Source organism: Wocania ichthyoenteri Th78 (assembly GCF_000789235.1).
Taxonomy (GTDB): domain Bacteria; phylum Bacteroidota; class Bacteroidia; order Flavobacteriales; family Flavobacteriaceae; genus Wocania_A; species Wocania_A ichthyoenteri.
The window spans coordinates 2,927,965-2,948,876 of the sequence record NZ_KN525716.1 but is presented as its reverse complement, the minus strand read 5'-3'; the positions used below and the strand labels follow the sequence as shown (position 1 = coordinate 2,948,876).

Below are 20,912 nucleotides of genomic sequence, written 5' to 3'. Positions count from 1 at the left end.
TTTTAAACAAGCTATATCCGATACCTATAATAAAACAAAGATACACTGTTTAGTTTTCTGCTTCAGGTTTTATAAACTCAGACTGATATTTTTCTAAAAACTTCTTTTGTCTATTAATCATTTGTTGTCTTATATTATCAATATCTATAAAGTCTTTACCAAAATCACTTTTAAAAAAATCATCATTAAAAAAGTGTTTACTAAATAGTGAATCTGGTGTAAACATATTCTCAAACCCTTGGTTTTCAAATTGAGAAAAATTTCTAAAAAATTTTGATTCGAAAGATTTCACCAAACTATCTTTTCCTATCATTGATAAATCATCAAACACACTGTTTGAAGACCAAGAGTATATACTATCGTACCTTATTAAATTTCCGTTTTCATCAAACTCTTTATCCACTTTCCATGTACCTTTTGGTTCTTCTGTTAGAGTTTTTTTATGTTCTTTAAATGTGTCTTCTTTCTTTTCATTTTTCTGCCCGTTGCAACTCATACTTAACAAAGCAATCGTTAAAAATAACATATACCTTTTCATTGTCTTAATTTTTTTAATTAAACATTAATTGACAAAAAAGGAGGCATAAAACCAGCCTCCTTCCCTAATTCAATCATAAAACTTAGTGAAACTTATCAAAACAATTAAGAAATTTTAATAGTCCGCGCAGGTTTCTGTTTTGCCTCTTCTTTTTTAGGTAAAAGAATACTTAAAACACCATCTTTATAGCGTGCATCAATCTTTTCGTCGTTTACACTTTCTGGTAATGTAAAAGTTCTTTTAAACGACGAGTAACCAAATTCTCTACGCATATAATTTTCGTCTTTGTGCTCGTTTTCTTCCTTAGTTTCGGTAGAAATTGACAACACTTGATTGTCGAGGTCTAGTTTAAAATCAGACTTTTTAAGACCTGGAACTGCCATTTCTACAACAAAAGCATCGGCGGTTTCCTTAATGTTTACTTTTGGCAAAGTAATACCTGTATTAAAGTTTGAATTAAATACTGTTGGTAGATCTCTATTAAAAATATCATCTAACCAATTAGACCAGTTTGGGAAGTTTACATTTGAATTAGTGTTAGATAAACTTCCGTTTTTAGGAACATTAACTAAATTGCTCATAATTACAAAATTTTAAATTAAACAATAAATCAATTTTGAAATCTTGATTGATTTCGATTTAGTATTAGCAAACAAAATGCCAAAATTTTTAGTTATTACTTTCGTATTAATTTTCGTTTTTTTTGACAGTTTTTTTACTTAAAAAATGCCAAATTGACATTTTTTAAGTATTAATTACAGAGTAATAAAACATTTTAATCCTAAAAACAGAATAGAAACCAAACTTGACTTAGTCAGAAAAAAATTATAATTTCGTTTAACGTAGTATATAAATCATTAAAAATGAATACATAATGCTTAAAACATTATGCACAATTCCTGAAATCAAAACTGACTGAAGAATGAATTTATCAAAAGTATTAGGCTTTTCTGAAGATGCTAAACTATTAATTATTCACGCTGATGATGCCGGACTATCTCATTCTGAAAATATGGCTACAATTCAGGCGTTGGAGAAAGGGATTGTGAACTCATATAGTATAATGGTTCCATGCCCTTGGTTTTATGAAATAGCAATATTCGCAAAAAATAATCCGCAGTTTGATAACGGAATTCACTTGACTCTAACTTGCGAATGGGAAAATTATAGGTTTGGACCTGTTTTACCAGTTTCTGAAGTTCCTAGTTTAGTGGATTCAAACGGTCATTTCTATAAAAAAAGAGAGCAACTTAGAGAAAACGCATCTTTGATTGATGTTAAAAAAGAGCTTCAGGCACAAATCGAAAAAGCACTTAAATTCGGGTTAAAACCCTCTCATATTGACTCCCATATGTATAGTGTTGCTGCGAAGTCTGAATTCTTTCAAATTTATAAAGATTTAGGTACAAAATACAATTTACCAGTTCCGATATATAAAGAAATGATGGAAACTATAGGATTAGATTTAGAAACCAATATAGATAAAAATGATATTGTAATTAATAAGCTTCATTTAGGAGAATTTGTAGATTTTGAAAAAGGCAAGTTGAAAAATTATTATGAAAGTATTTTCCATAATTTAAGTACTGGACTTAACTTATTGATAATACATCCAGCGTTTGATGATAATGAAATGAAAGGTATCACCGTAAATCATCCGAATTTTGGCTCGGAATGGAGACAAATGGATTTTGATTATTTCACAAGTCAGGATGCTAAATTAAAGCTTAAAGAAAGTAATATAGAACTAATCACTTGGCATGACATAAAAAATGCAAGAATAAAAATTTCAACAAAGTAGTAAATGAACATCAAAAATTTATTCCAACCACACTTTAAAATCTTTAACACGCTCGCGTGCTACAATAACTTCTTGCTCGTTATAAGAGTTCAATTTAATTTGTAAACGCGAGTTGGTATAGCTTACCATATCTTTTATGGCATTTATATTTACAAAGAATTTACGGTTTATGCGAAAAAAAGTTTGTGGTTCTAATTCGTTTTCTAAATGCTCTAAAGTGGTGTCTAATAAATAGTTTCGTCCTTCGTTAGTATATAAATATGTGCCTTTGTTTTCGCTATAAAAACACTCAATATCGTCTATATTAATAAGTTTTAAATGTTGCCCAACTTTTACCGAAAAACGTTTTTTGTACTCTCTATCAATCGGGTTTATGAGTAGTTTTTTAATATCGTTAAAATCTAAAGTTACTGTTTGCTTTTGTGGTGTACGTTCTTGATATTTTTTTACAGCAATTGCTAAATCGTCTTCGTCAATGGGTTTTAGTAAATAGTCGATACTGTTTAGCTTGAAGGCTTGTAATGCATATTCATCGTAAGCTGTGGTGAAAATTATTGCTGACTTAATATCTGTAGTTTCAAATATTTCGAACGATAAGCCATCGCTTAATTGGATGTCTAAAAATATTAAATCTGGATGCTTATTATTTTGAAACCATGCTATAGATTCTTCAACGGAATGTAGCATAGTTTCAGCTTCTAAATTTAATTTTTGTAGCATACGTTGTAAGCGTCGTGCTGATGGTTTTTCGTCTTCTATAATTATTACGTTCATCGATAAATTATTTTTTTCATTTCCTTGAAAAAGGAAATCTATTTGTTTTGCCCCGAATTCACTAATGTTTTATTACTGTTGACTGTTGGCTGCGACTGATTATTGCTGACTGGTTTGCGTTAGGGATTGAGCAATTGTTGGAGCTACTCGCAGAGAGCGACTTGTGAAAGCCCGACCTGAAAGGGAACGCCCTATTATTTTCATTGTTTTTTATCTTTATCTATATATTCTTGAATTTTACGTTCTTCCCAATTTTTAGAGAAAACAAAATTTTTACCAAATATACCTAAGGCATGAAAGCCTAAACCTATACCCCAGAAGAATGCTGTTGTAAATGTTCCGAAGTGCCAAAAATCGTCACTATTTGAATTTGCTGCCACCATACTTATAATAAAAATATTAACTACTGCATACCAGAAGGCATGCCAATAAAAGCCCTTGAGTTCTTTTACACGTTTTTTGGCGCGCACATAGGCTTGCTCTTTTTGATAGTGTTTATTTTCGTGTTCTTTTAATTTATAGTTTTCCATAATCTTATGATTAATCCCACTTACTTTCTTCTTTACGCATCAATTCTTCTATTTTGCGTTCTTCCCATTGGCGCCCAAAAACACCTTTATGAACAAAAACAATAAACGCATGAATTGCTAAACCAATACCCCAACCTATAATTGAAAACCAAAACCATTTGTAGTCCCAATAGGTTTTATAATTAATAAAAATTGTAAATGGTGTAAATAAACAATACGCAAGTAGGTGTTGATAAAACCCTTTTATATCTTGGATACGCTTACGGGCTCTTATCGCTTTTTTGTCGGTTTCAAAATCTGATAATCTTTTCATGCTCATTAAGTTTTTAATCCCAATTATTTTCTTCCTTTTTCATATACTCTTCCATTTTTCGCTTTTCCCAATTTCTGCCTAATGTACCATCGTTTACAAAAACCTTAAAAGCTTGAATAACTAAACCAATACCCCAACCAAACATGGGGAACCAAAACCATTGAAAATTCCAAGAGGTTTTATAATTGATGAATATTAAAAATGGAATAACCAAACTGTACGATATTAGGCTATAATAAAATCCTTTCAGCTCGTCTACATGGTTGAGTGCACGCATATAACTATCATCTAACCCTGATGATGTTTGTTCTGTTCTCATGACTGATATTTGTTTTGTAAGCATTGGTATAGCTACTGCAAACCTATTTGCTTCTTTATTTATATTTATTTTTTTGTTGGTTAGCAAATCGTAACGTTGCATAATATTGCTTAACCCTACACCACTGCTCTTTTTTACTATTTGTTTAGGTTGTAAATTGTTTTCGACAACTAAATTACTTTGATTTTCGTAAATTTTTATATGTAATGGCTTTGTTGACGTTACCATATTATGTTTTACAGCATTTTCTAAAAGTAATTGTAAAGATAACGGCACCACTTTACTTTCTGGATTTAACGCCTTTTCTGGCATGGTAAAAACTATACTATCTTCAAACCTCATTTTTAATAAAGACATGTAGGTTTTTGCAAATTGTAATTCTTCATCAACCGTTACCAATTCCTTATTCTTTTGCTCTAAAACATAGCGGTATACTTTAGATAGCGATGTTGTAAATTTTTGAGCATTATCTGGGTTTTCTTCAATTAAACTGGTTAATACATTTAAACTATTGAATAGAAAATGTGGATCTAATTGATTTTTTAAAGCATCAAACTTAGCACTTGCTGTGCCTGCAATTACTTTTTGTTCTTTTATCTTGTTTTGTTGATACTTATTATAAAAATAAATAACATGAAAAATAGCTACAATAGTTAAAGTAACCCATAAACCAAACTGATAATACTTAAGCTTTTCGTTAGCTAAAAAAACTTCGAAAGTGTTACCATTATAAAATATCGATGTTGAAGCTCTTAAGAGGAACAAGCCTATTACGGTAATTATAGTAGATCCAACAATACCAAAAACAATACGCTTTATAGTGTCATTCTTTTTCCATTGGCGGCGTTCCATATAATCGAAAAAATACATATTGGAATACCCTAGGACAAACGAATAAAGCTGATAAAATGAAAAATTTATTATAAAATCGCTTACGCTATCAAACTCAAATCCATCAGAAATAAGGTTAGCTAGTACAAATATTATGCATCCAATAACGAAAGTGAATATAATATTTTTAACAGATTTTGTCATGGTATTTATTTAGTTCTTAATTTTACTGTTTACAAGATTTTAATATTTGTTCTGCCCGTTCTTTCCCCCAATTAGGGTGAAATGGAGTTTCTGGCTTAAAGTTAGCAAAAAGTTCTAACGAGCGCTCAACATCTTTACAAAATGGTGTAGTGTCTTGTCCAAAATATCGTGCTCCGCCCATATCCCACTCTGCTTTACTAAATACAACACGGGGGTTTTCTGGTGCAATTTGCGCTGCTTTAACATATAATTCTACCACTTTTCCAGAAAGTGTCATACCATACGTTGCACCATCGTAAGCTACCCAAGCAGTATGCAATAAGGCTTGAAGGACTAAAATCTCGGGATTATCTTTAGATATTGCCGTAGCATCATTAATTAAATTTTGTGCTTTTTTAAGTTGTGCCGAAAGTTTTTCTTCGTCCTTTTCGTCAAAACTACTCACAATGTTTATTTGTGCTGCATAATACAGTGGCAACCAATTGTCTGGCTCTGCTTTTGCAATACGCTCAAATAAATTTACGGCTTCGGTTGTTTGATTGCTTCCCCAAAGCTGGAAAGCTTTCTGCATGCCTTTTTCGTAGTTAGTTTGAGCAGCCATAAATACTGATACTAAAAGAGTGGCGATAATAATTAAATGTTTCATGTGTCTGTTTTTTTATTGTTTAATGATGCAACAAATATCTAGAAGATGCTTAATTTTAAAAAAAGCATCTTACCGAATTGTTATTTTTTACAGACGAAATGTTAAACTGTAATTAACGATAAGCAAAAATTATTAAATTGAAGAAAATTTAAATAGATGAAAAAGATAATTATCCTTACAGCATTGCTTTCATTTTGTATAGGAAGTAGTCAGCAATCTACACATATATCTATGATAGATTATGTACAGATTTTAAACGAAAACAAAGCCGAAACTCTTTTTTATTATCAAAACAATTGGCAACAGCTACGCATTAAAGCTCTTGAAAAGGATTATATTGAATCTTACCAACTACTAGAAACTACACCAACTGTTAAAACACCTTATACATTTATGCTTATAACAACCTATAAAAACAAAGCTCAATATGAGGCTAGCGAGAAAAATTTTCAGGAATTAATTGATGCAAGTGAGGTTTAAAACTTTTAAATGGCAAAAAACCAAGCGAATTTAGAAAGATAGTTTTTCAGAATGATACTGTAAAACATTGGAATTAAAAGCACAACCTTATGACATAAAAGGCAATCTAAAAGTAGATTGCCTTTTTTACATTGATAAAACCACTTACAAACCCCTTTAACTCGTTTGGAGTTTAAAAAATATAGGTACAGCATAACTTACTTTCACAGATCTACCACGCTGCTTTCCTGGTGTCATTTTTGGTAATAAACTAATAATTCTTTCAGCTTCTTTTTCTAAAATTTTATCTGGCCCTCTTGATCTTACTTTGGTTGTAAATCCTTTAGAATCTATAACAAATATTACAGAAACACGACCTTGAATACCCATTTCTGTAGCTAATTCTGGATATCTAAAATTTTTAACAACATGCTCTTGTATTTTTTTTTGAAAGCAATCTTTCATTTTATTTCTAGGTTCACCTTCACAACCTGGGAATACAGGTACATCTTCAATAGCAGCAAAAGGCACTTCTACGTCTTCATCTACTTCTTCAACATCAACATCGCTTACATCTACAATACGTTCTTCAACCGCATCGTTTTGGTTAGCTTCAGTACTTTCAATTATAGTTTCTTCAACATCTTCAACATCTTCAACAATAGTAATTGTTTCTACTACCACAGGTGGTGGTGGCGGAGGCGGCGGAGGTGTATTAATATTTACAATAGGAATATCTTCCTCTAGTTCTTCATCAACATTTAATATATCAATAGCTACAAAGTCTTTATCGTAAGTTTTATACTCTAAAGCTTGCCAAGACAAAAACAACATTAAATTTAAACCTATAGCAAAGTATAGACTACTGTTGCGTCCTATCTCTAATTCTGGGTTCTTTTTAGGTTTCATGACTCATACATTTTATGAGATTAAAATTATTATAAAACACACCTAAATACTATGACATTTGTCATGTGAGAGACAAGTATTTAAAGCATGAAAAAAAATAAAAATCTAAATGAAATAGAATAATTAAAACTCTTACTATTTTAGTACCTTGGTTGTTCAATTTTTTTTTATTTAAAACAAAACACTTTCTATAAAATGAGTTTAACAAAAATCAATCATGTGTTCATGCTTTTTTTAACTGGGTTTTTAATATTAAACTCTTGTTCTGAAAAGAAAAAAGATGTTACACAGCGACCAAACATTCTTTTTATCATGTCTGACGATCATGCGTATCAAGCCATTAGCGCGTATTCAGATAAACTGATACATACTCCAAACATTGATAGAATTGCAAATGAAGGCATGCTGTTTACTAATGCTTGCGTTACAAACTCTATTTGCGCACCTTCTAGAGCTACGATTCTTACCGGAAAGCACACTCATATAAATGGAAAAATTAATAATTTAATGCCTTTTGACACTACACAAATTACGTTCCCTCAACTTTTTCAGAAAGCAGGTTATGAAACTGCTATGTACGGTAAGTTACATTTTGGTAACAATCCAAAAGGAGTAGATGATTTTATGATTTTACCAGGGCAAGGCAATTATTTAAATCCCAGATTTATAACTAAAAAAGGTGATACTACCGTAATTGGATACGTAACCGATATTATTACAGACTTCACAATCAATTGGCTTGATAAAAAACGAAATAAGAAAAAGTCTTTTATGATGATGTATTTGCATAAAGCACCACACAGACCATGGTGGCCAAATCCAGAAAAGTTTAAGGAGTTTACTAAAAAAACATTTCCAGAACCAGAGACGCTTTTTGATGACTATTCTAATAGAGGAACTGCTGCAAAAACTGCAGAAATGAATTTATTAACCCACATGAAGTATGGACATGACTCAAAAATAAGCCCTAAAACTATTGAAGACATGGGTGGTGTAGAGCCTAAAGTACCATCTATTAATGGATTTAATCATGCCTATGATAGATTTAATGAAGAACAAAGAAAATTATACAATCCAGTTATAGACTCTATTAACACATGGTTTAAAAATAATTGGAAAACGTTGAATGATAAAGAAAAAATGCAATGGAAATACCAACGCTATATGCAAGATTATTTAGGTTGTATTTCATCTGTTGATGATAATGTTGGACGTGTTTTAGATTATTTAGACAAAAGTGGTTTAGCCGAAAACACTATAGTAGTATATACATCAGATCAAGGTTTTTATCTTGGAGAGCATGGTTGGTTTGACAAACGTTTTATATATGATGAATCGTTTAAAACACCTTTACTAATTCGTTGGCCAAATCAAATAAAACCTGGAACAACTAACGATGAAATGGTGCAAAATTTAGACTTTGCCCAAACCTTTTTAGAAGCAGCCTCAATTAAAGCACCAAAGGATATGCAAGGTGAAAGCATAATTCCGTTATTAAAGGGTGAAAACGAAAAATGGACTCGTGATGCCGTTTATTATCATTACTACGAATATCCTGGGGAACATACTGTTAAAAGGCATTACGGTATAGTTAACAAAGCATATAAATTAGTGTATTTTTATCATGATATAAATGAATGGGAGCTTTATGACCGTTTAAAAGACCCTCAGGAAATGAATAATGTTTACAACAATCCTGATTATACCGATATAGTTAAAGAGTTAAAAATAAAACTTGAGGCATTACGAGTAAAGTATAAAGACTCCAAAGCACTTGATCAAAAATATATAAACATGTCGGTTAAAGAATAGGTCTATAAATTATCCAATTGGTTGCTTTTTTTATCCTCACTAATCGTCCAAAAGAAACCAACAAAAAAGAATTGATCTGCTGCAGGCTGCAACGTACGTCTTTCAAAATCACCGTTTACATTTGGCGTATTGGCATATTGATAACCGTTAACATTTTTAAAACCTAATACGTTGTTTACTGAAGCATACAGGATTTTTTGCGGACTTATCAAATACGCCCAATTAATACTTAAACTGTTATAAGCTTTTGTTTTGTTATTTAAAAATCCTGGTTCGTTAGGATTGATATATGTTCTGCCAGAAGCAAACGCATAACTAAACCCAACTTGACTGCGCCAATCGTTAATCCAATATTTACCAACTAACGATAGATTATGGGTATTCGCAAAATTTGGCTGCGCTTTAGCTTGATAGTTTCTGTAATCGCGTTTAGTATCTAAAAACGAATAGCTTAACCAATAATCAAAATTCTTGATGCTTTTACTATCTCTCCAAAAGAAATCGATACCTTTTGCAAAACCATTACCTTCATTATTATAAGTGCTATTAAAATCTGGAAACTCATCATTAAACTTCACTAAATTATCATACTTCTTGTAATAAGCTTCAGCCCTGAATATTTTTCTATCCGCATTATATTGATAGTTAAAAATGTAATGTGATGTATTTTGTGGTTTTAAATTTTGATTAAACTTCAAAATATAATTTGATGGATTTTGATAAAAATTACCATATGCTAATGACAATTGACTTTTGCCTGAAGTTTTATAAGCAAACGACAATCTAGGAGCTAAAGTGAAATCTTTAAAAAGCTCAACGTATTCTGCGCGTAATCCCGTTTTAAAAGCTAGTTTTTTAGATAAGAAAATATCTGCCTCTGCAAATGCTGCTGCAATATTATCGTTATAACCATAGCTTACAGGATTAACTAAATCATCGGCATAAGTTTCATCAAAATCTGTTGCAAAATACTCAGCTCCAAAGTAAAATTTAAAGCGGTTGCTTATTCTATTTTTAAATTTAAGTTTTGCGTGTATTGAGTTTTCTGAATCTTTAATATCACTATCCATTATATTGATATTGTTATTTCCGTGAGTATAGCTTAAACCTCCAAATAAAGTCCAATTGTCATTCAAGACACCTTGATATGAACCATTAACATATAAGTTTTTGTTTTTTAGTTTAAAATATAAACCTTCGCTATAATTAATATCTTCTTGAGTTAATTCAAAATTTGTAGTGTCAAAAGCACCATAAAGTTTAAATAATCCTGAATCTGTTTTCTTTCTAAATACGGCTTCTCCAGAAAGGGTCTCAAAAGGTTTTTTCCAATCATTTCTACTAGAAAAAACAGCATTGTAAGGCGCTAAATTTATGTAAGATGCATTAACGCTAATAGAACTTTTATCCCATTTTTGGGTATTACCAAGTGTTGCGCCAACACTCATAACACCTATATCGGTTTTTTCTTGATCGGGTTCGTCAATAGTATTTAACAACAATACACTTGATAACGCTTGACCAAACTCTGCTGAATAACCACCCGTAGAAAAGGTGATACCATCAAATAAAAATGGTGAGTAGCGTCCACGAGTTGGTGTGTTATTTGTAGTTGGTGAATACGGTGTAAATACACGAATACCGTCAATAAAAATCTGTGTTTCCTCAGCTTCACCGCCACGCACAAATAAGCGCCCGTCTTCAGCAACTGTTGTGGTACCTGGTAATGTCTGTAAAGCACCAACAAAATCGCCTAAAGCACTCGCTGTAGTTACAACATCTAATGGTTTTAGCACGTTAACTTTACTATTATCGCCTGCAGCAAATGTTCCAGCAGATAAAACCACAGCATCCAAAGTACCAATGTCTTCTCTAAGTTTAATAGTTAAATCTTTCATATATGAAACATCTCCAACCATAGTAAACGTTTCAAAAGACAAGAAAGATGCGGTTAAGGTTTGTGTTCCAGATTCTTCACTTTTAAAAGAGAAAATACCATTATCGTTGGTTGTACCGCCATCATAAGTCCCATCTAAATAAACATTTGCTCCAGAAATTGGCATGCCTTTATTATCTGTAACTTTTCCGTTAATTATACTTTGAGCAGAAAACTGTGTTGAAATAATTAAACTTAAAATTAATAATAGATTTTTCATTTGGTAAAATAGTTTGTTCGTTTTTAATTGATGAAGCAAAATTGAAACATATCATGTTTTGAAAAAACTAATACTAACCGAATTGTAAAATTTTAATGATGAATTGAATATTTTTGAATAAATAGATAATTGCATGCTAACCAAAACTGAGAAATCATTTTCATTTATTTTCTTAATCATTGTTATTGCAGAATTGGTTTGCGACTCCACTGAAAGTTTAAATACTTACCATTATTTTACCAAGCCTTTAATTTTAATTTCGTTAATTATTTTCTTTTTGAAGCATTCTCAAAACCTTGATGCAAAAACAAAATGGTTTACACTTTTAGCATTATCATTTTCATTATTAGGCGATATCCTTTTAATGTTTGTAGATGCCTCTGCTAACTTTTTTATAGGTGGTTTAGTCGCATTTTTGGTAGCACACATTATGTATGTTTTGGTGTTTTTAAAGAAGAAAAACACTGCAAATAATGCACTACCTTTTATCGTTATTTTACTCCTTTATGCTACTACATTATTTCACTTTTTAAAGGATGGATTGGATGATTTATTATTACCAGTAATTGTATATATGTTTGTTATTTTATTAATGGCAATTGCTGCATTTTTAAGAAAAGGAAGTGTATCAAAAAACAGTTGTATTTTAGTTTTTTTAGGTGCGCTTTTTTTTATAACTTCGGATAGTTTACTGGCTTTAAATAAATTTTATACGCCATTGCCTTTTTCTAGTATCAGTATTATGCTTACCTACTCAATTGCTCAATTATTTATCGTTTTTGGTATTAAAAATCAGCAATAGACAAAATCTATTACAACAAATCAACAAGCTATTAATCATGCGATTAAATATCCATATTTAAAGCATCATTTCAACTTATGAAATGGTCGTATAATTAGGCGTGCTGCTTTATCAAAATTGATGTAATTGTAGCACCAATTAAAGAAAACCACTACCCTATTTCTAAAACCAACCAATGCCATCAGATGAATAAACATCCAAACAAACCAAGCAAAAAACCCTGCAAATTTATAATGCTTTAAATCTACTACGGCTTTATTTCTACCCACAGTTGCCATCGAACCTTTGTCTTTATATTTGAATTTTTTAAGAGGTTTTCCTTCAATTAATTTTACCAAATTTTTTCCTAAAAGCTCGCCTTGTTGAATAGCAGGCTGGGCTACTTGTGGATGACCATTTGGATAGTCTTCTGTTTGCATTAAAGCAATGTCTCCCAAAGCAAAAATATTTGTATAACCTTCTACTTGATTAAACGCATTTACTTTATATCGATTTGCTCGATCAATAAGAGATTCTGCATGAAGTCCAGTAATTGGATTTCCTGTAACTCCAGCTGCCCAAATTAAAGTTTCAGACTGCAATTCTAAACTTAAATTAGTAGATACTTTTTTACCATCATATTCTTTAACAAACGTATTACAATGAACAAGCACTCCTAGTTTAGTAAGAAACCGAGCTGCTTTTTTTGATGCATGTTCACTCATTGATGGCAACACTCTCGAACCACCTTCTAATAAGTAAATTTGCATATCAGCAGGAATTAAATCACGATAGTCTCTAGGCAGGATATGATTTTTTAATTCTGCTATAGCTCCTGCAAGCTCCACACCCGTTGGACCGCCACCTACAATTACAAAATTCAATAATGCTTTACGTAGCTCTTTATCATCAGTTATAGCAGCTTCTTCAAAATTTTGTAAAATTAAGCTTCTAATATTTAAAGCCTGTGGAACCTTTTTCATAGGCATACTATGGGCTTTAATCGATTTATTACCAAAATAATTGGTTTTTGTCCCAGTAGCAATTACTAAATAATCAAAACTCAAGATTCCTATATTAGTAGTAATTTCTTGATTTTTAGCATCAATGTTTTCAACTTTTGCTAAACGAAAAAAAGTGTTTTTATGTTTTTTAATCACCTTTCTTAAAGGATAAGCAATAGAATCTGGTTCTAAACCAGCAGAAGACACTTGGTATAATAAAGGTTGAAATGTATGATAATTACGCTTGTCAATTAAAACAACTTGAACTTTTTTGTTAGCTAAGGTTTTTGCTAAATTAATACCGGCAAAACCACCTCCAATAATAACAACTCTCGACAAACTTGATTGGGGAATATTCATAAAAAGGATGAAAACTTATCAAATGCAAAGATACTATTTAAGCTTTTTATACCCTATTTTTAAATATTATTTTAACCAACTTGTAACATTTTAAATATTTAAGCTACTTACCAAGTAACTAAACCATCAAATTGAATAAAGAACTAGAACATAGTTTTGTTGAATTGCTAGAAAAGCATCAGAATATTATACACAAAGTTTGTAGGCTGTATACCAATAACTATGATGCTCATAATGATTTATTTCAAGAGATAACCATACAACTTTGGAAAGCTTACCCAAAGTTTCGTGGCGATGCTAAATTTAGCACCTGGATGTACCGTGTTGGTTTAAATACAGCTATAACGCTTTACAGAAAGTCTAAACGCAGTATAAACACTCAAGATTTTGAAGGCGTTGAGTTTAAAATAAAGGCAGAAGATTATGATGATACTGAAGAGCAGCAATTAAAAGTACTTTACAAAGCTGTACATCAATTAAATGATATTGAAAAAGCACTTGTTTTCTTGTATTTAGAAGACAAAGACTACAGAGAAATTAGTGAAACAATGGGGATTAGCGAGGTAAATGCACGTGTTAAAATGAATAGAATAAAAACCAAGCTTAGAACCATACTAAATCCGTAACAATATGGATGAATTAGATTTATTAAAAAAAGACTGGAATAAAGGCGATAATACATTTCCAAAATTATCTTATAACGAAATTTATAAGATGATTTTAAAAAAATCGTCTTCCATTGTAAAATGGATATTTATTATAAGCCTACTCGAGTTTGCTTTATGGACTTTTATATCTTTTTTCTTAAAAGATACCGAAAGCATGAAACGCTTTGATCAGTATGATGCCGATGCTGTATTTATTCCATTAATGGTAACTGGCTATATTATTTTAGCCTATTTTTTCTATTTGTTTTTTAAAAATTACAAGACCATTTCGGCAACAGACAATGCTAAAGTTTTAATGGAAAACATTCTTAAAACAAGAAAAACGGTAAAACAATATGTCGCCTTTAATTTAATTTATCTGGTTATATCGACCATAGTTGTGCTATTTCTAGAGTTTGACAGAGACCAGCAAGTCATAGATCAAGTCAATCAAGCCGCAGCAAATGGTGAAGCCTTTAAATTTTACGCAGGCATTATAATCGCTACTATATTACTATTAGTAGTTGCTATTGGGGTTTTACTGCTGTTTTATTGGTTAGTTTATGGTATTCTATTAAAGCGTTTAAATCGAAACTATAAAGAGCTTAAAAAGTTGGAAGTGTGATTCGCCTTTACAAAAGAAGAACGACTGTGGTATTTTTTTATTGAATTTTAAGATTAGCTAATATTAAACAGATTGTCTCGTTACGAAAAGTTCCTCACGATGACAAATCAATCTCTACAATACAAATTCATCAACGGCAACAACATCACCAACTTGCATCGATCCAAGTTGAATATCCCCAACCCGAGCACGAACCAACCGCAACGTAGGAAACCCAACTACTGATGTCATTTTTCTAACTTGACGAAACTTACCCTCGTTTAAAGTAATCGATACCCAAGATGTTGGCCCGTGTCTATCGTCACGAATTTTCTGAGAGCGTTTTGGCAACTCTGGGACTTTACCTAGTTTAACGACTTTACATGGCTTTGTTTGATACTTTTTGCCATCAAAACCAATTTCTACTCCAGATTTTAATTGCTCTATCGCTTTCGCAGAAATAGTACCATCAACTTGTGCATAATACTCCTTTTCTACTTTTTGGCTGTTTATAAAATCGCTCATTTTACCATCGGTAGTAATCAATAATAAACCTTCCGATTTTTCATCTAAGCGACCAATAGCCATAGTGTTTTCAGGGAAATTATAAAGACTACCTAAAAACTTTTTTGATTGTTGTTTGGAGTCGTGACTTTTAAACTGACTTAAATATCCATAAGGTTTATAGATTATAAAATGGCGGTGGGATTTAAATGCTTCCATTCAAAATACTATGAACCAATTCCTTGGTTGGTTTTTGTCCGTTTATTTTCACTCTAACAACATCAAAAGTCATTTTAAAATCGCAACCCGATTTGTAATCGCTGCATCCGTAGGCGGTTTTTCCTTTAATAACCGTTCCTTTTTTACACTTCGGACAAGACAATTCATCTGTTTTCGCTTTCGCAAAAGTCTTTTTAGGCTCCAATTTTAATTTAAAATTTTCATCAAATCTAAGCAAACCTTCAACAGCTCCAGCATTGGTTTTAAAGCCTTTTAAATTAACGGTGCTTCCTTTTTGAAGCAATCGCGCAAATTGTTTTTCAGATATTTTTTTTTCAGCAAAATTAAAAGGCAAGACAAAATCACAGCCATCATTATAAGCACTACAGCCATAAGCTGTTTTACCTTTTAAAAGCTGTCCTTTTTTGCATTTCGGACAAACCTCGAAAGTAATTCCTGCTTGCTTTTTAACCGTTGCTTTTGCGGCTCTATTTTTAATTACCGTAGCTTGCGATATGTTGGCACGTTTGGTTTCGCTTCGTACTTCGTAAACCAAAGCATCTACCATACGTTTCATATTTTTTATAAATGCACCTGCACTAAACTCGCCCTTTTCAATATCTTTTAATTGTTTTTCCCATGAACCTGTAAGTTCGGCAGATTTTAATAATTCGTTTTGAATTGTATCTATCAACTGAATACCCGTAACTGTTGGCAGCACCTGCTTTTTATTACGTTTAATGTATTTTCTTTTAAAAAGGGTTTCAATAATATTAGCTCGCGTTGATGGTCTCCCAATACCATTTTCTTTCATTAAATCGCGTAATTCTTCATCGTCTACCTGTTTACCAGCAGTTTCCATCGCACGTAATAAAGAAGCCTCAGTAAACTGATTTGGTGGTTTGGTTTCTTTTTCTAAAAACGATGGCTCGTGTGATCCTTTCTCTCCTTTTACAAAAGTTGGCAAAATCCCCGATTCTTTTTCTTTTGCATTCGGGTTTTCAAAAACAATGCGCCAACCTTTTTCTAAAATTTCTTTTCCTGTGGTTTTAAAAACTACTTTTGCTGCACTTCCCAAAACGGCGGTGTTCGACACGATGCAATCATCATAAAATACTGAAATAAAACGCTTTACAATAATATCGTAAACCTGCTGCTGGTTGTATTGCAAATTAATTTGGATGCCCGTTGGAATAATAGCGTGGTGATCGGTTACTTTTTTATCATTAAAAACTTTGGATGATTTTTTTATTTTCTTTCCTAAAAGCGGCTGTGTTAATTTTGAATAATTTGTTAGTTTTTGAAGAATACCTGACACTTTCGGATACACATCGTTTGGTAAAAAAGTCGTATCAACTCTAGGGTAGGTTACTACTTTTTGTTCATACAATTTCTGAACAATCTTCAAGGTTTCATCTGCCGAAAACCCAAACTTGGTATTACAATACACTTGTAAACCTGTTAAGTCGAATAGTTTTGGCGCATATTCTTTTCCTTTCTTTTTGGTAATCGATTCAATTTCAAAATCGCTTTCTTTTACTTTATTGGCTAAAGCTTCTCCATCTTCTTTTTTAAGAAAACGTCCGTCTTCGTAACTAAAAAGTGTATCGCGGTATAAGGTTTGTAATTCCCAATACGGTTGTGGTTTAAAATTTTCGATTTCTTTAAAACGATTTACAACCATGGCTAAGGTTGGTGTTTGCACACGGCCAACCGACAATACTTGTTTATAACCACCGTGTTTTACGGTGTACAACCTAGTCGCATTCATGCCTAATAACCAATCGCCAATGGCTCTGGAAAATCCTGCGTAATATAAATTATCGTAATCTTTTGATGGTTTTAAATTTTGAAAACCTTCTTTAATAGCTTCGGTGGTTAACGACGAAATCCATAGACGTTGTACTTCGCCTTTATAATTGGCTTCATTCATTACCCAACGTTGGATAAGTTCCCCTTCTTGCCCAGCATCACCACAGTTTATAACTAATTCGGCTTTATCAAATAAACTTTTTACAATTTTAAATTGCTTTTGGATTCCTGAATTTGCGACCACTTTGGTTTCAAATTTTTCGGGAAGCATAGGTAAGTTATTTAAGTCCCAGCTTTTCCAATAGGGCTTATAATCGTTGGGTTCTTTAAGTGTACATAAATGCCCAAAGGTGTAGGTTACTGCATAACCATTGCCTTCGTAATAGCCATCGCGTTTGGTATTCGCACCTAAAACAGATGCAATTTCGCGGGCAACACTTGGTTTTTCGGCAATACAGACTTTCAATTTATTTTCTTTTTTCTATTGAATTATAATCTGCAAAATAGGACTTTTGGTGTGGTTTTTAAAAGGGATTTATTAAGAGTTATTAACCAAAAAGTTTTATCAAAAAATGAAGTTCGTTTAGCGGCTCGTATAAGAATAGTAGTTGGCTTTGAATCACGAACTATTCGATTAAACATAAACCTTTTTTATATTTACTTAATTAGGGTTTAACAATTAAACCGTAATTATTTTTACACATCTTTATTGGCTTTTTGCTGGGATTACCTTTTCTAATCCCCGTTTTCCACCAAAAAGCCAATAAAGATGTATAAAACCTAGTGAAGTAAAAATGACTAATAAAATAATAGATAATATTGTTATTATCATATTTCTACCAATTGAAAAATTTGTTCATTCTGTTTTCTATTAACTGAAGAAGGCGTTAACCTTAACATTTGATTACGTAAACTAATTAATATGGGATTTTTAAGATGTGCCATTTTTCCAACAAGCCAACTTGCTTTAACTACTTGATGTGCTTTTGGCAACCGTAATTTTTGATATTCCGAAAATGCGTTATTAACCCCATATTTGTTTAAACATTCTGAAAGCACAAAAGCATCTTCGATAGCCTGACAAGCACCTTGTCCCATATTTGGGGTTGTTGCGTGTGCAGAATCTCCGATTAAGCATACATTTTCTTTAAACCAAATGTTTGTTGGTTTTAAATCTGAAATTTCGGCAGTATTTATTTTTTCTTTTTTAGTTGATTTTATGATGTCTTTAATTAATGAATTATAATCGTTAAAACATTGTTCTAAATCATTGATAGAAAATTCATTCATATTTTTTTTGAACGATTTTAAAGCATACCAATAAACTTTGTTTTCTGCAATTTGAACAAAACCAAAACGCTCGGATTTTCCCCAAGCTTCGTTCAATTCGTTTCTAAATTTTGTCGGTAATTGGCATTCCGTAATTCCTCTCCAGCATATTTGATTTGCATTTCTTATACTATTATTTGGAAATATTTTATGGCGAACAATAGAATTTAGTCCATCAGCTCCCAAAACAGTTGAGGATTGAATTTGTTCTCCGTTTTCAAATTTCAAAAAACATCCATTTATGTTTTCAACAATTGAATTAAATTTATGGTTGAGATTAATTTCGGTAGATTTTAATTTGTTAATTAATATCTGTTGAAGTGTTCCTCTATGAATTGCAATGTTTTTGGTATTATGTTTTTGTTCAAAATAAGTCAAGTCAATTTTGGAAATTGGATTTAGGTTGGATTTGGTGATATTTATTGAAGATATTGGATTTCCATTTTCCTCAATTACTTTTCGTAAGCCTAACTTTTCATAAACTTGCATAGCATTGTTGGCTAAAATAATTCCTGCTCCAACTGGTTTTATTTGTTCAGCTTGTTCAAAAATTCTTGTTTTAATTCCTTTTTGTTCAAGTGCAATTGCAGTAGTTAACCCTCCTATTCCTGCTCCTATAATATCTATGTTCATAGTGTTTGTTCTAATTGGTGGCAATCGACAAATATAAATTGTTATTTTAAATTGTTTATATCCACTGGTAAACGACTTAAGTTTACAATTCATTAAATTTAATAATTAATCAGAAAGAACAAAAGAGAAGAATAAGATTAAGTTGTATAGAACTAAAAATTAACAGATTACCATGCTTCAACTACGCTCAGCACAGACTAACTTGTTCCTAGCAATAACGTTAATTACCACTCCCGTTTTTTATTCAACTCTTCTTGAGCTTCCAATTCTTTTTGTGGAATGACTTTTAAAAACGACGGATGTTGCTCGATAGCATACTCAATTCTTTTTACAATATCTTCGGTAGTTTCTTTATCGTAATCAATGTCTAACGGTTCTTTTATTTCGAAGGTTTGAAGGATGTTTTTCTTTTTAATACGCAGTCCTTTTTTATCAAACGAACGACGAAATCCATCAATAACAATGGGTACCACAATGGGTTTGTAGCGCTTAATAATGTGCGCTGTACCTTTCCGAATGGGTTTAAATGGCGTAGTTGTACCTTGCGGAAAGGTAATAACCCAACCATCGTCGAGTGCTTTACCAATGTTAGAAATATCGCTCATTTTTACTTGTCGGTTTACATCTTTTCCTTCTGCTCTCCACGTACGCTCAATACTAATAGACCCCACATAAGCTAAAATTTTTGGGAGCAACCCCGCTTTCATGGTTTCTTTTGCAGCCACATAATATATGTTAAGTTTTGGGTTCCATAAATAGCCTACATTTTTTATAGAATCTGTACGTCCACTTAAACTTGCATTAAACACATGGAACATAGATACTACATCGGCAAAATACGTTTGATGATTGGAAATAAATAGTACGTTAGTATCGGGTAAGGTTTTAATAATTTCGGAGCCTTCAATTTGTAATTCGTTAAACCCACGAAAACGCCTGTGAGTCATCGCTCCGAGTATTCTAATGAGCCATTTTTTTACAAAAAGTATATGTCCGAATGGATTTCGTTTAAATAATCCCATAAATCACGCGTCAAAATTAGTTAGTTGTCACAAATGTACTAAATCTTGTAAACTAGAGCATTTGTTTTAGCAGGTCTTTAATTTCGCTCAGCATCATTGCAGTGGCACCCCAAACCACATGACCATTTAATTTAAAAGCAGGCACCTCAACATCAACACTATACGAGGTTGAAACTGTTTTGGTTATAACTTGATTATCGTCTAAAAAATGTTGCAACTCTACCTCTATAATCGCCTCAACTTCATCTTCTTGTTTCATAAAAATCGGTGTGTTTTGAGAAAAACCAATAAACGGTTGTACATAAAAATTACTCGGTGGAATATAAACTTGAGATAATTGTTTAACAATTTTAATATCGTGTATAGACACACCAATTTCTTCAAAGGTTTCTCTCACTGCGGCATCCTGCAACGATTTATCATCGTCTTCCAACTTGCCTCCAGGAAATCCTACTTGTGCTGAGTGTACACCGTTATAGGTTTTTCTTAATATTAAAACCAGTGTTGTTTTATCATTTCTATTAGGATAAAACAACGCCAAAACACCTGCTTTCTTAGCATTTTTAATAGCTTTTTTTTGACGCCTTAATAATTCTTGACGAAACGGAGGCACCATTTTAAATTGAGAAGCCTCAGCTGGAAGCGGTATTTTTTCTATTTTAGAAATGGCTGTTAAAAAATCTTCAAAATTCATTCAAACAAAAA

General features: G+C 31.9%; 21 protein-coding genes. 6 read left to right on the top strand and 15 right to left on the bottom strand.

Annotated elements, in window-relative coordinates; all coding sequences use genetic code 11:
* Window positions 1–49: 49 nt before the first annotated feature.
* Entirely contained in the window at window positions 50–538 is a 489-nt protein-coding gene (locus RG22_RS12820) for a hypothetical protein (protein ID WP_034043904.1), read from the bottom strand.
* 104 nt (window positions 539–642) lie between these two features.
* Complete coding sequence (locus tag RG22_RS12815; protein ID WP_034043902.1) at window positions 643–1,119, bottom strand: Hsp20/alpha crystallin family protein; 477 nt, start codon at window positions 1,117–1,119, stop codon at window positions 643–645.
* Between the two features lie 341 nt (window positions 1,120–1,460).
* On the opposite strand from RG22_RS12815, the gene RG22_RS12810 reads away from it, so the two are divergent.
* Complete coding sequence (locus tag RG22_RS12810) at window positions 1,461–2,339, top strand: polysaccharide deacetylase family protein (protein ID WP_034043900.1); 879 nt, start codon at window positions 1,461–1,463, stop codon at window positions 2,337–2,339.
* A gap of 18 nt (window positions 2,340–2,357) precedes the next feature.
* On the opposite strand, the gene RG22_RS12805 is transcribed toward RG22_RS12810, so the two are convergent.
* From RG22_RS12805 to RG22_RS12785, 5 genes are all read right to left on the bottom strand, one after another.
* A complete protein-coding gene (locus RG22_RS12805) occupies window positions 2,358–3,113 on the bottom strand; it encodes a LytR/AlgR family response regulator transcription factor (RefSeq protein ID WP_034043898.1) in 756 nt (251 codons plus the stop codon).
* A 200-nt stretch (window positions 3,114–3,313) separates the two neighbouring features.
* The gene (locus tag RG22_RS12800; RefSeq protein WP_034043896.1) at window positions 3,314–3,643 is read right to left on the bottom strand and encodes a 2TM domain-containing protein; all 330 of its coding nucleotides are present in this window, start codon (window positions 3,641–3,643) and stop codon (window positions 3,314–3,316) included.
* A gap of 10 nt (window positions 3,644–3,653) precedes the next feature.
* Window positions 3,654–3,956: a 2TM domain-containing protein gene (locus RG22_RS12795; protein WP_034043894.1), complete on the bottom strand. Its 303-nt coding sequence runs from the start codon at window positions 3,954–3,956 to the stop codon at window positions 3,654–3,656.
* A gap of 13 nt (window positions 3,957–3,969) precedes the next feature.
* Window positions 3,970–5,310 (bottom strand): histidine kinase, encoded by a 1,341-nt coding sequence (locus tag RG22_RS12790; protein ID WP_034043892.1) that lies wholly within the window; start codon window positions 5,308–5,310, stop codon window positions 3,970–3,972.
* 22 nt (window positions 5,311–5,332) lie between these two features.
* The gene (locus tag RG22_RS12785) at window positions 5,333–5,956 is read right to left on the bottom strand and encodes a tetratricopeptide repeat protein (protein WP_034043890.1); all 624 of its coding nucleotides are present in this window, start codon (window positions 5,954–5,956) and stop codon (window positions 5,333–5,335) included.
* Between the two features lie 156 nt (window positions 5,957–6,112).
* Here RG22_RS12785 and RG22_RS12780 point away from each other — a divergent pair, with 156 nt between their 5' ends.
* Window positions 6,113–6,436: a hypothetical protein gene (locus RG22_RS12780; RefSeq protein WP_244462150.1), complete on the top strand. Its 324-nt coding sequence runs from the start codon at window positions 6,113–6,115 to the stop codon at window positions 6,434–6,436.
* Window positions 6,437–6,592: 156 nt separating this feature from the next.
* On the opposite strand, the gene RG22_RS12775 is transcribed toward RG22_RS12780, so the two are convergent.
* Window positions 6,593–7,324, bottom strand: a complete 732-nt coding sequence (locus tag RG22_RS12775) for an energy transducer TonB (protein WP_034043888.1) — start codon at window positions 7,322–7,324, stop codon at window positions 6,593–6,595.
* 195 nt (window positions 7,325–7,519) lie between these two features.
* On the opposite strand from RG22_RS12775, the gene RG22_RS12770 reads away from it, so the two are divergent.
* Window positions 7,520–9,136, top strand: a complete 1,617-nt coding sequence (locus tag RG22_RS12770; RefSeq protein ID WP_034043886.1) for a sulfatase family protein — start codon at window positions 7,520–7,522, stop codon at window positions 9,134–9,136.
* Between the two features lie 2 nt (window positions 9,137–9,138).
* Here RG22_RS12770 and RG22_RS12765 read toward each other — a convergent pair whose 3' ends face one another.
* Window positions 9,139–11,292, bottom strand: a complete 2,154-nt coding sequence (locus tag RG22_RS12765; protein WP_034043884.1) for a TonB-dependent receptor — start codon at window positions 11,290–11,292, stop codon at window positions 9,139–9,141.
* A gap of 133 nt (window positions 11,293–11,425) precedes the next feature.
* Between RG22_RS12765 and RG22_RS12760 the strand changes: the two genes are divergently transcribed.
* The gene (locus RG22_RS12760; protein ID WP_034043882.1) at window positions 11,426–12,094 is read left to right on the top strand and encodes a lysoplasmalogenase; all 669 of its coding nucleotides are present in this window, start codon (window positions 11,426–11,428) and stop codon (window positions 12,092–12,094) included.
* 65 nt (window positions 12,095–12,159) lie between these two features.
* Here the strand turns inward: RG22_RS12760 and RG22_RS12755 are convergent, their stop codons facing one another.
* Window positions 12,160–13,437 (bottom strand): NAD(P)/FAD-dependent oxidoreductase, encoded by a 1,278-nt coding sequence (locus RG22_RS12755; RefSeq protein ID WP_034043879.1) that lies wholly within the window; start codon window positions 13,435–13,437, stop codon window positions 12,160–12,162.
* Window positions 13,438–13,568: 131 nt separating this feature from the next.
* Between RG22_RS12755 and RG22_RS12750 the strand changes: the two genes are divergently transcribed.
* Together RG22_RS12750 and RG22_RS12745 are read left to right on the top strand one after the other, a co-directional pair.
* Window positions 13,569–14,063 (top strand): RNA polymerase sigma factor, encoded by a 495-nt coding sequence (locus RG22_RS12750; RefSeq protein ID WP_034043876.1) that lies wholly within the window; start codon window positions 13,569–13,571, stop codon window positions 14,061–14,063.
* A 4-nt stretch (window positions 14,064–14,067) separates the two neighbouring features.
* Window positions 14,068–14,709, top strand: a complete 642-nt coding sequence (locus RG22_RS12745; protein WP_034043873.1) for a hypothetical protein — start codon at window positions 14,068–14,070, stop codon at window positions 14,707–14,709.
* A 114-nt stretch (window positions 14,710–14,823) separates the two neighbouring features.
* Here RG22_RS12745 and RG22_RS12740 read toward each other — a convergent pair whose 3' ends face one another.
* The 5 genes from RG22_RS12740 to RG22_RS12720 all read right to left on the bottom strand — a co-directional run bounded on the left by RG22_RS12740 (window position 14,824) and on the right by RG22_RS12720 (window position 20,901).
* Complete coding sequence (locus tag RG22_RS12740) at window positions 14,824–15,411, bottom strand: pseudouridine synthase (protein WP_034043870.1); 588 nt, start codon at window positions 15,409–15,411, stop codon at window positions 14,824–14,826.
* Window positions 15,398–17,689, bottom strand: a complete 2,292-nt coding sequence (locus RG22_RS12735) for a type IA DNA topoisomerase (RefSeq protein WP_034043867.1) — start codon at window positions 17,687–17,689, stop codon at window positions 15,398–15,400. Before RG22_RS12735 ends, RG22_RS12740 begins: the two co-directional genes overlap by 14 nt.
* A 362-nt stretch (window positions 17,690–18,051) precedes the next feature.
* The gene (locus RG22_RS12730; RefSeq protein WP_034046079.1) at window positions 18,052–19,185 is read right to left on the bottom strand and encodes an FAD-dependent monooxygenase; all 1,134 of its coding nucleotides are present in this window, start codon (window positions 19,183–19,185) and stop codon (window positions 18,052–18,054) included.
* 224 nt (window positions 19,186–19,409) lie between these two features.
* On the bottom strand, window positions 19,410–20,207 hold the full coding sequence (locus tag RG22_RS12725) for a lysophospholipid acyltransferase family protein (RefSeq protein WP_034043865.1): 798 nt from the start codon (window positions 20,205–20,207) through the stop codon (window positions 19,410–19,412).
* Window positions 20,208–20,259: 52 nt separating this feature from the next.
* Complete coding sequence (locus RG22_RS12720) at window positions 20,260–20,901, bottom strand: NUDIX hydrolase (protein ID WP_034043862.1); 642 nt, start codon at window positions 20,899–20,901, stop codon at window positions 20,260–20,262.
* Window positions 20,902–20,912: the final 11 nt, after the last annotated feature.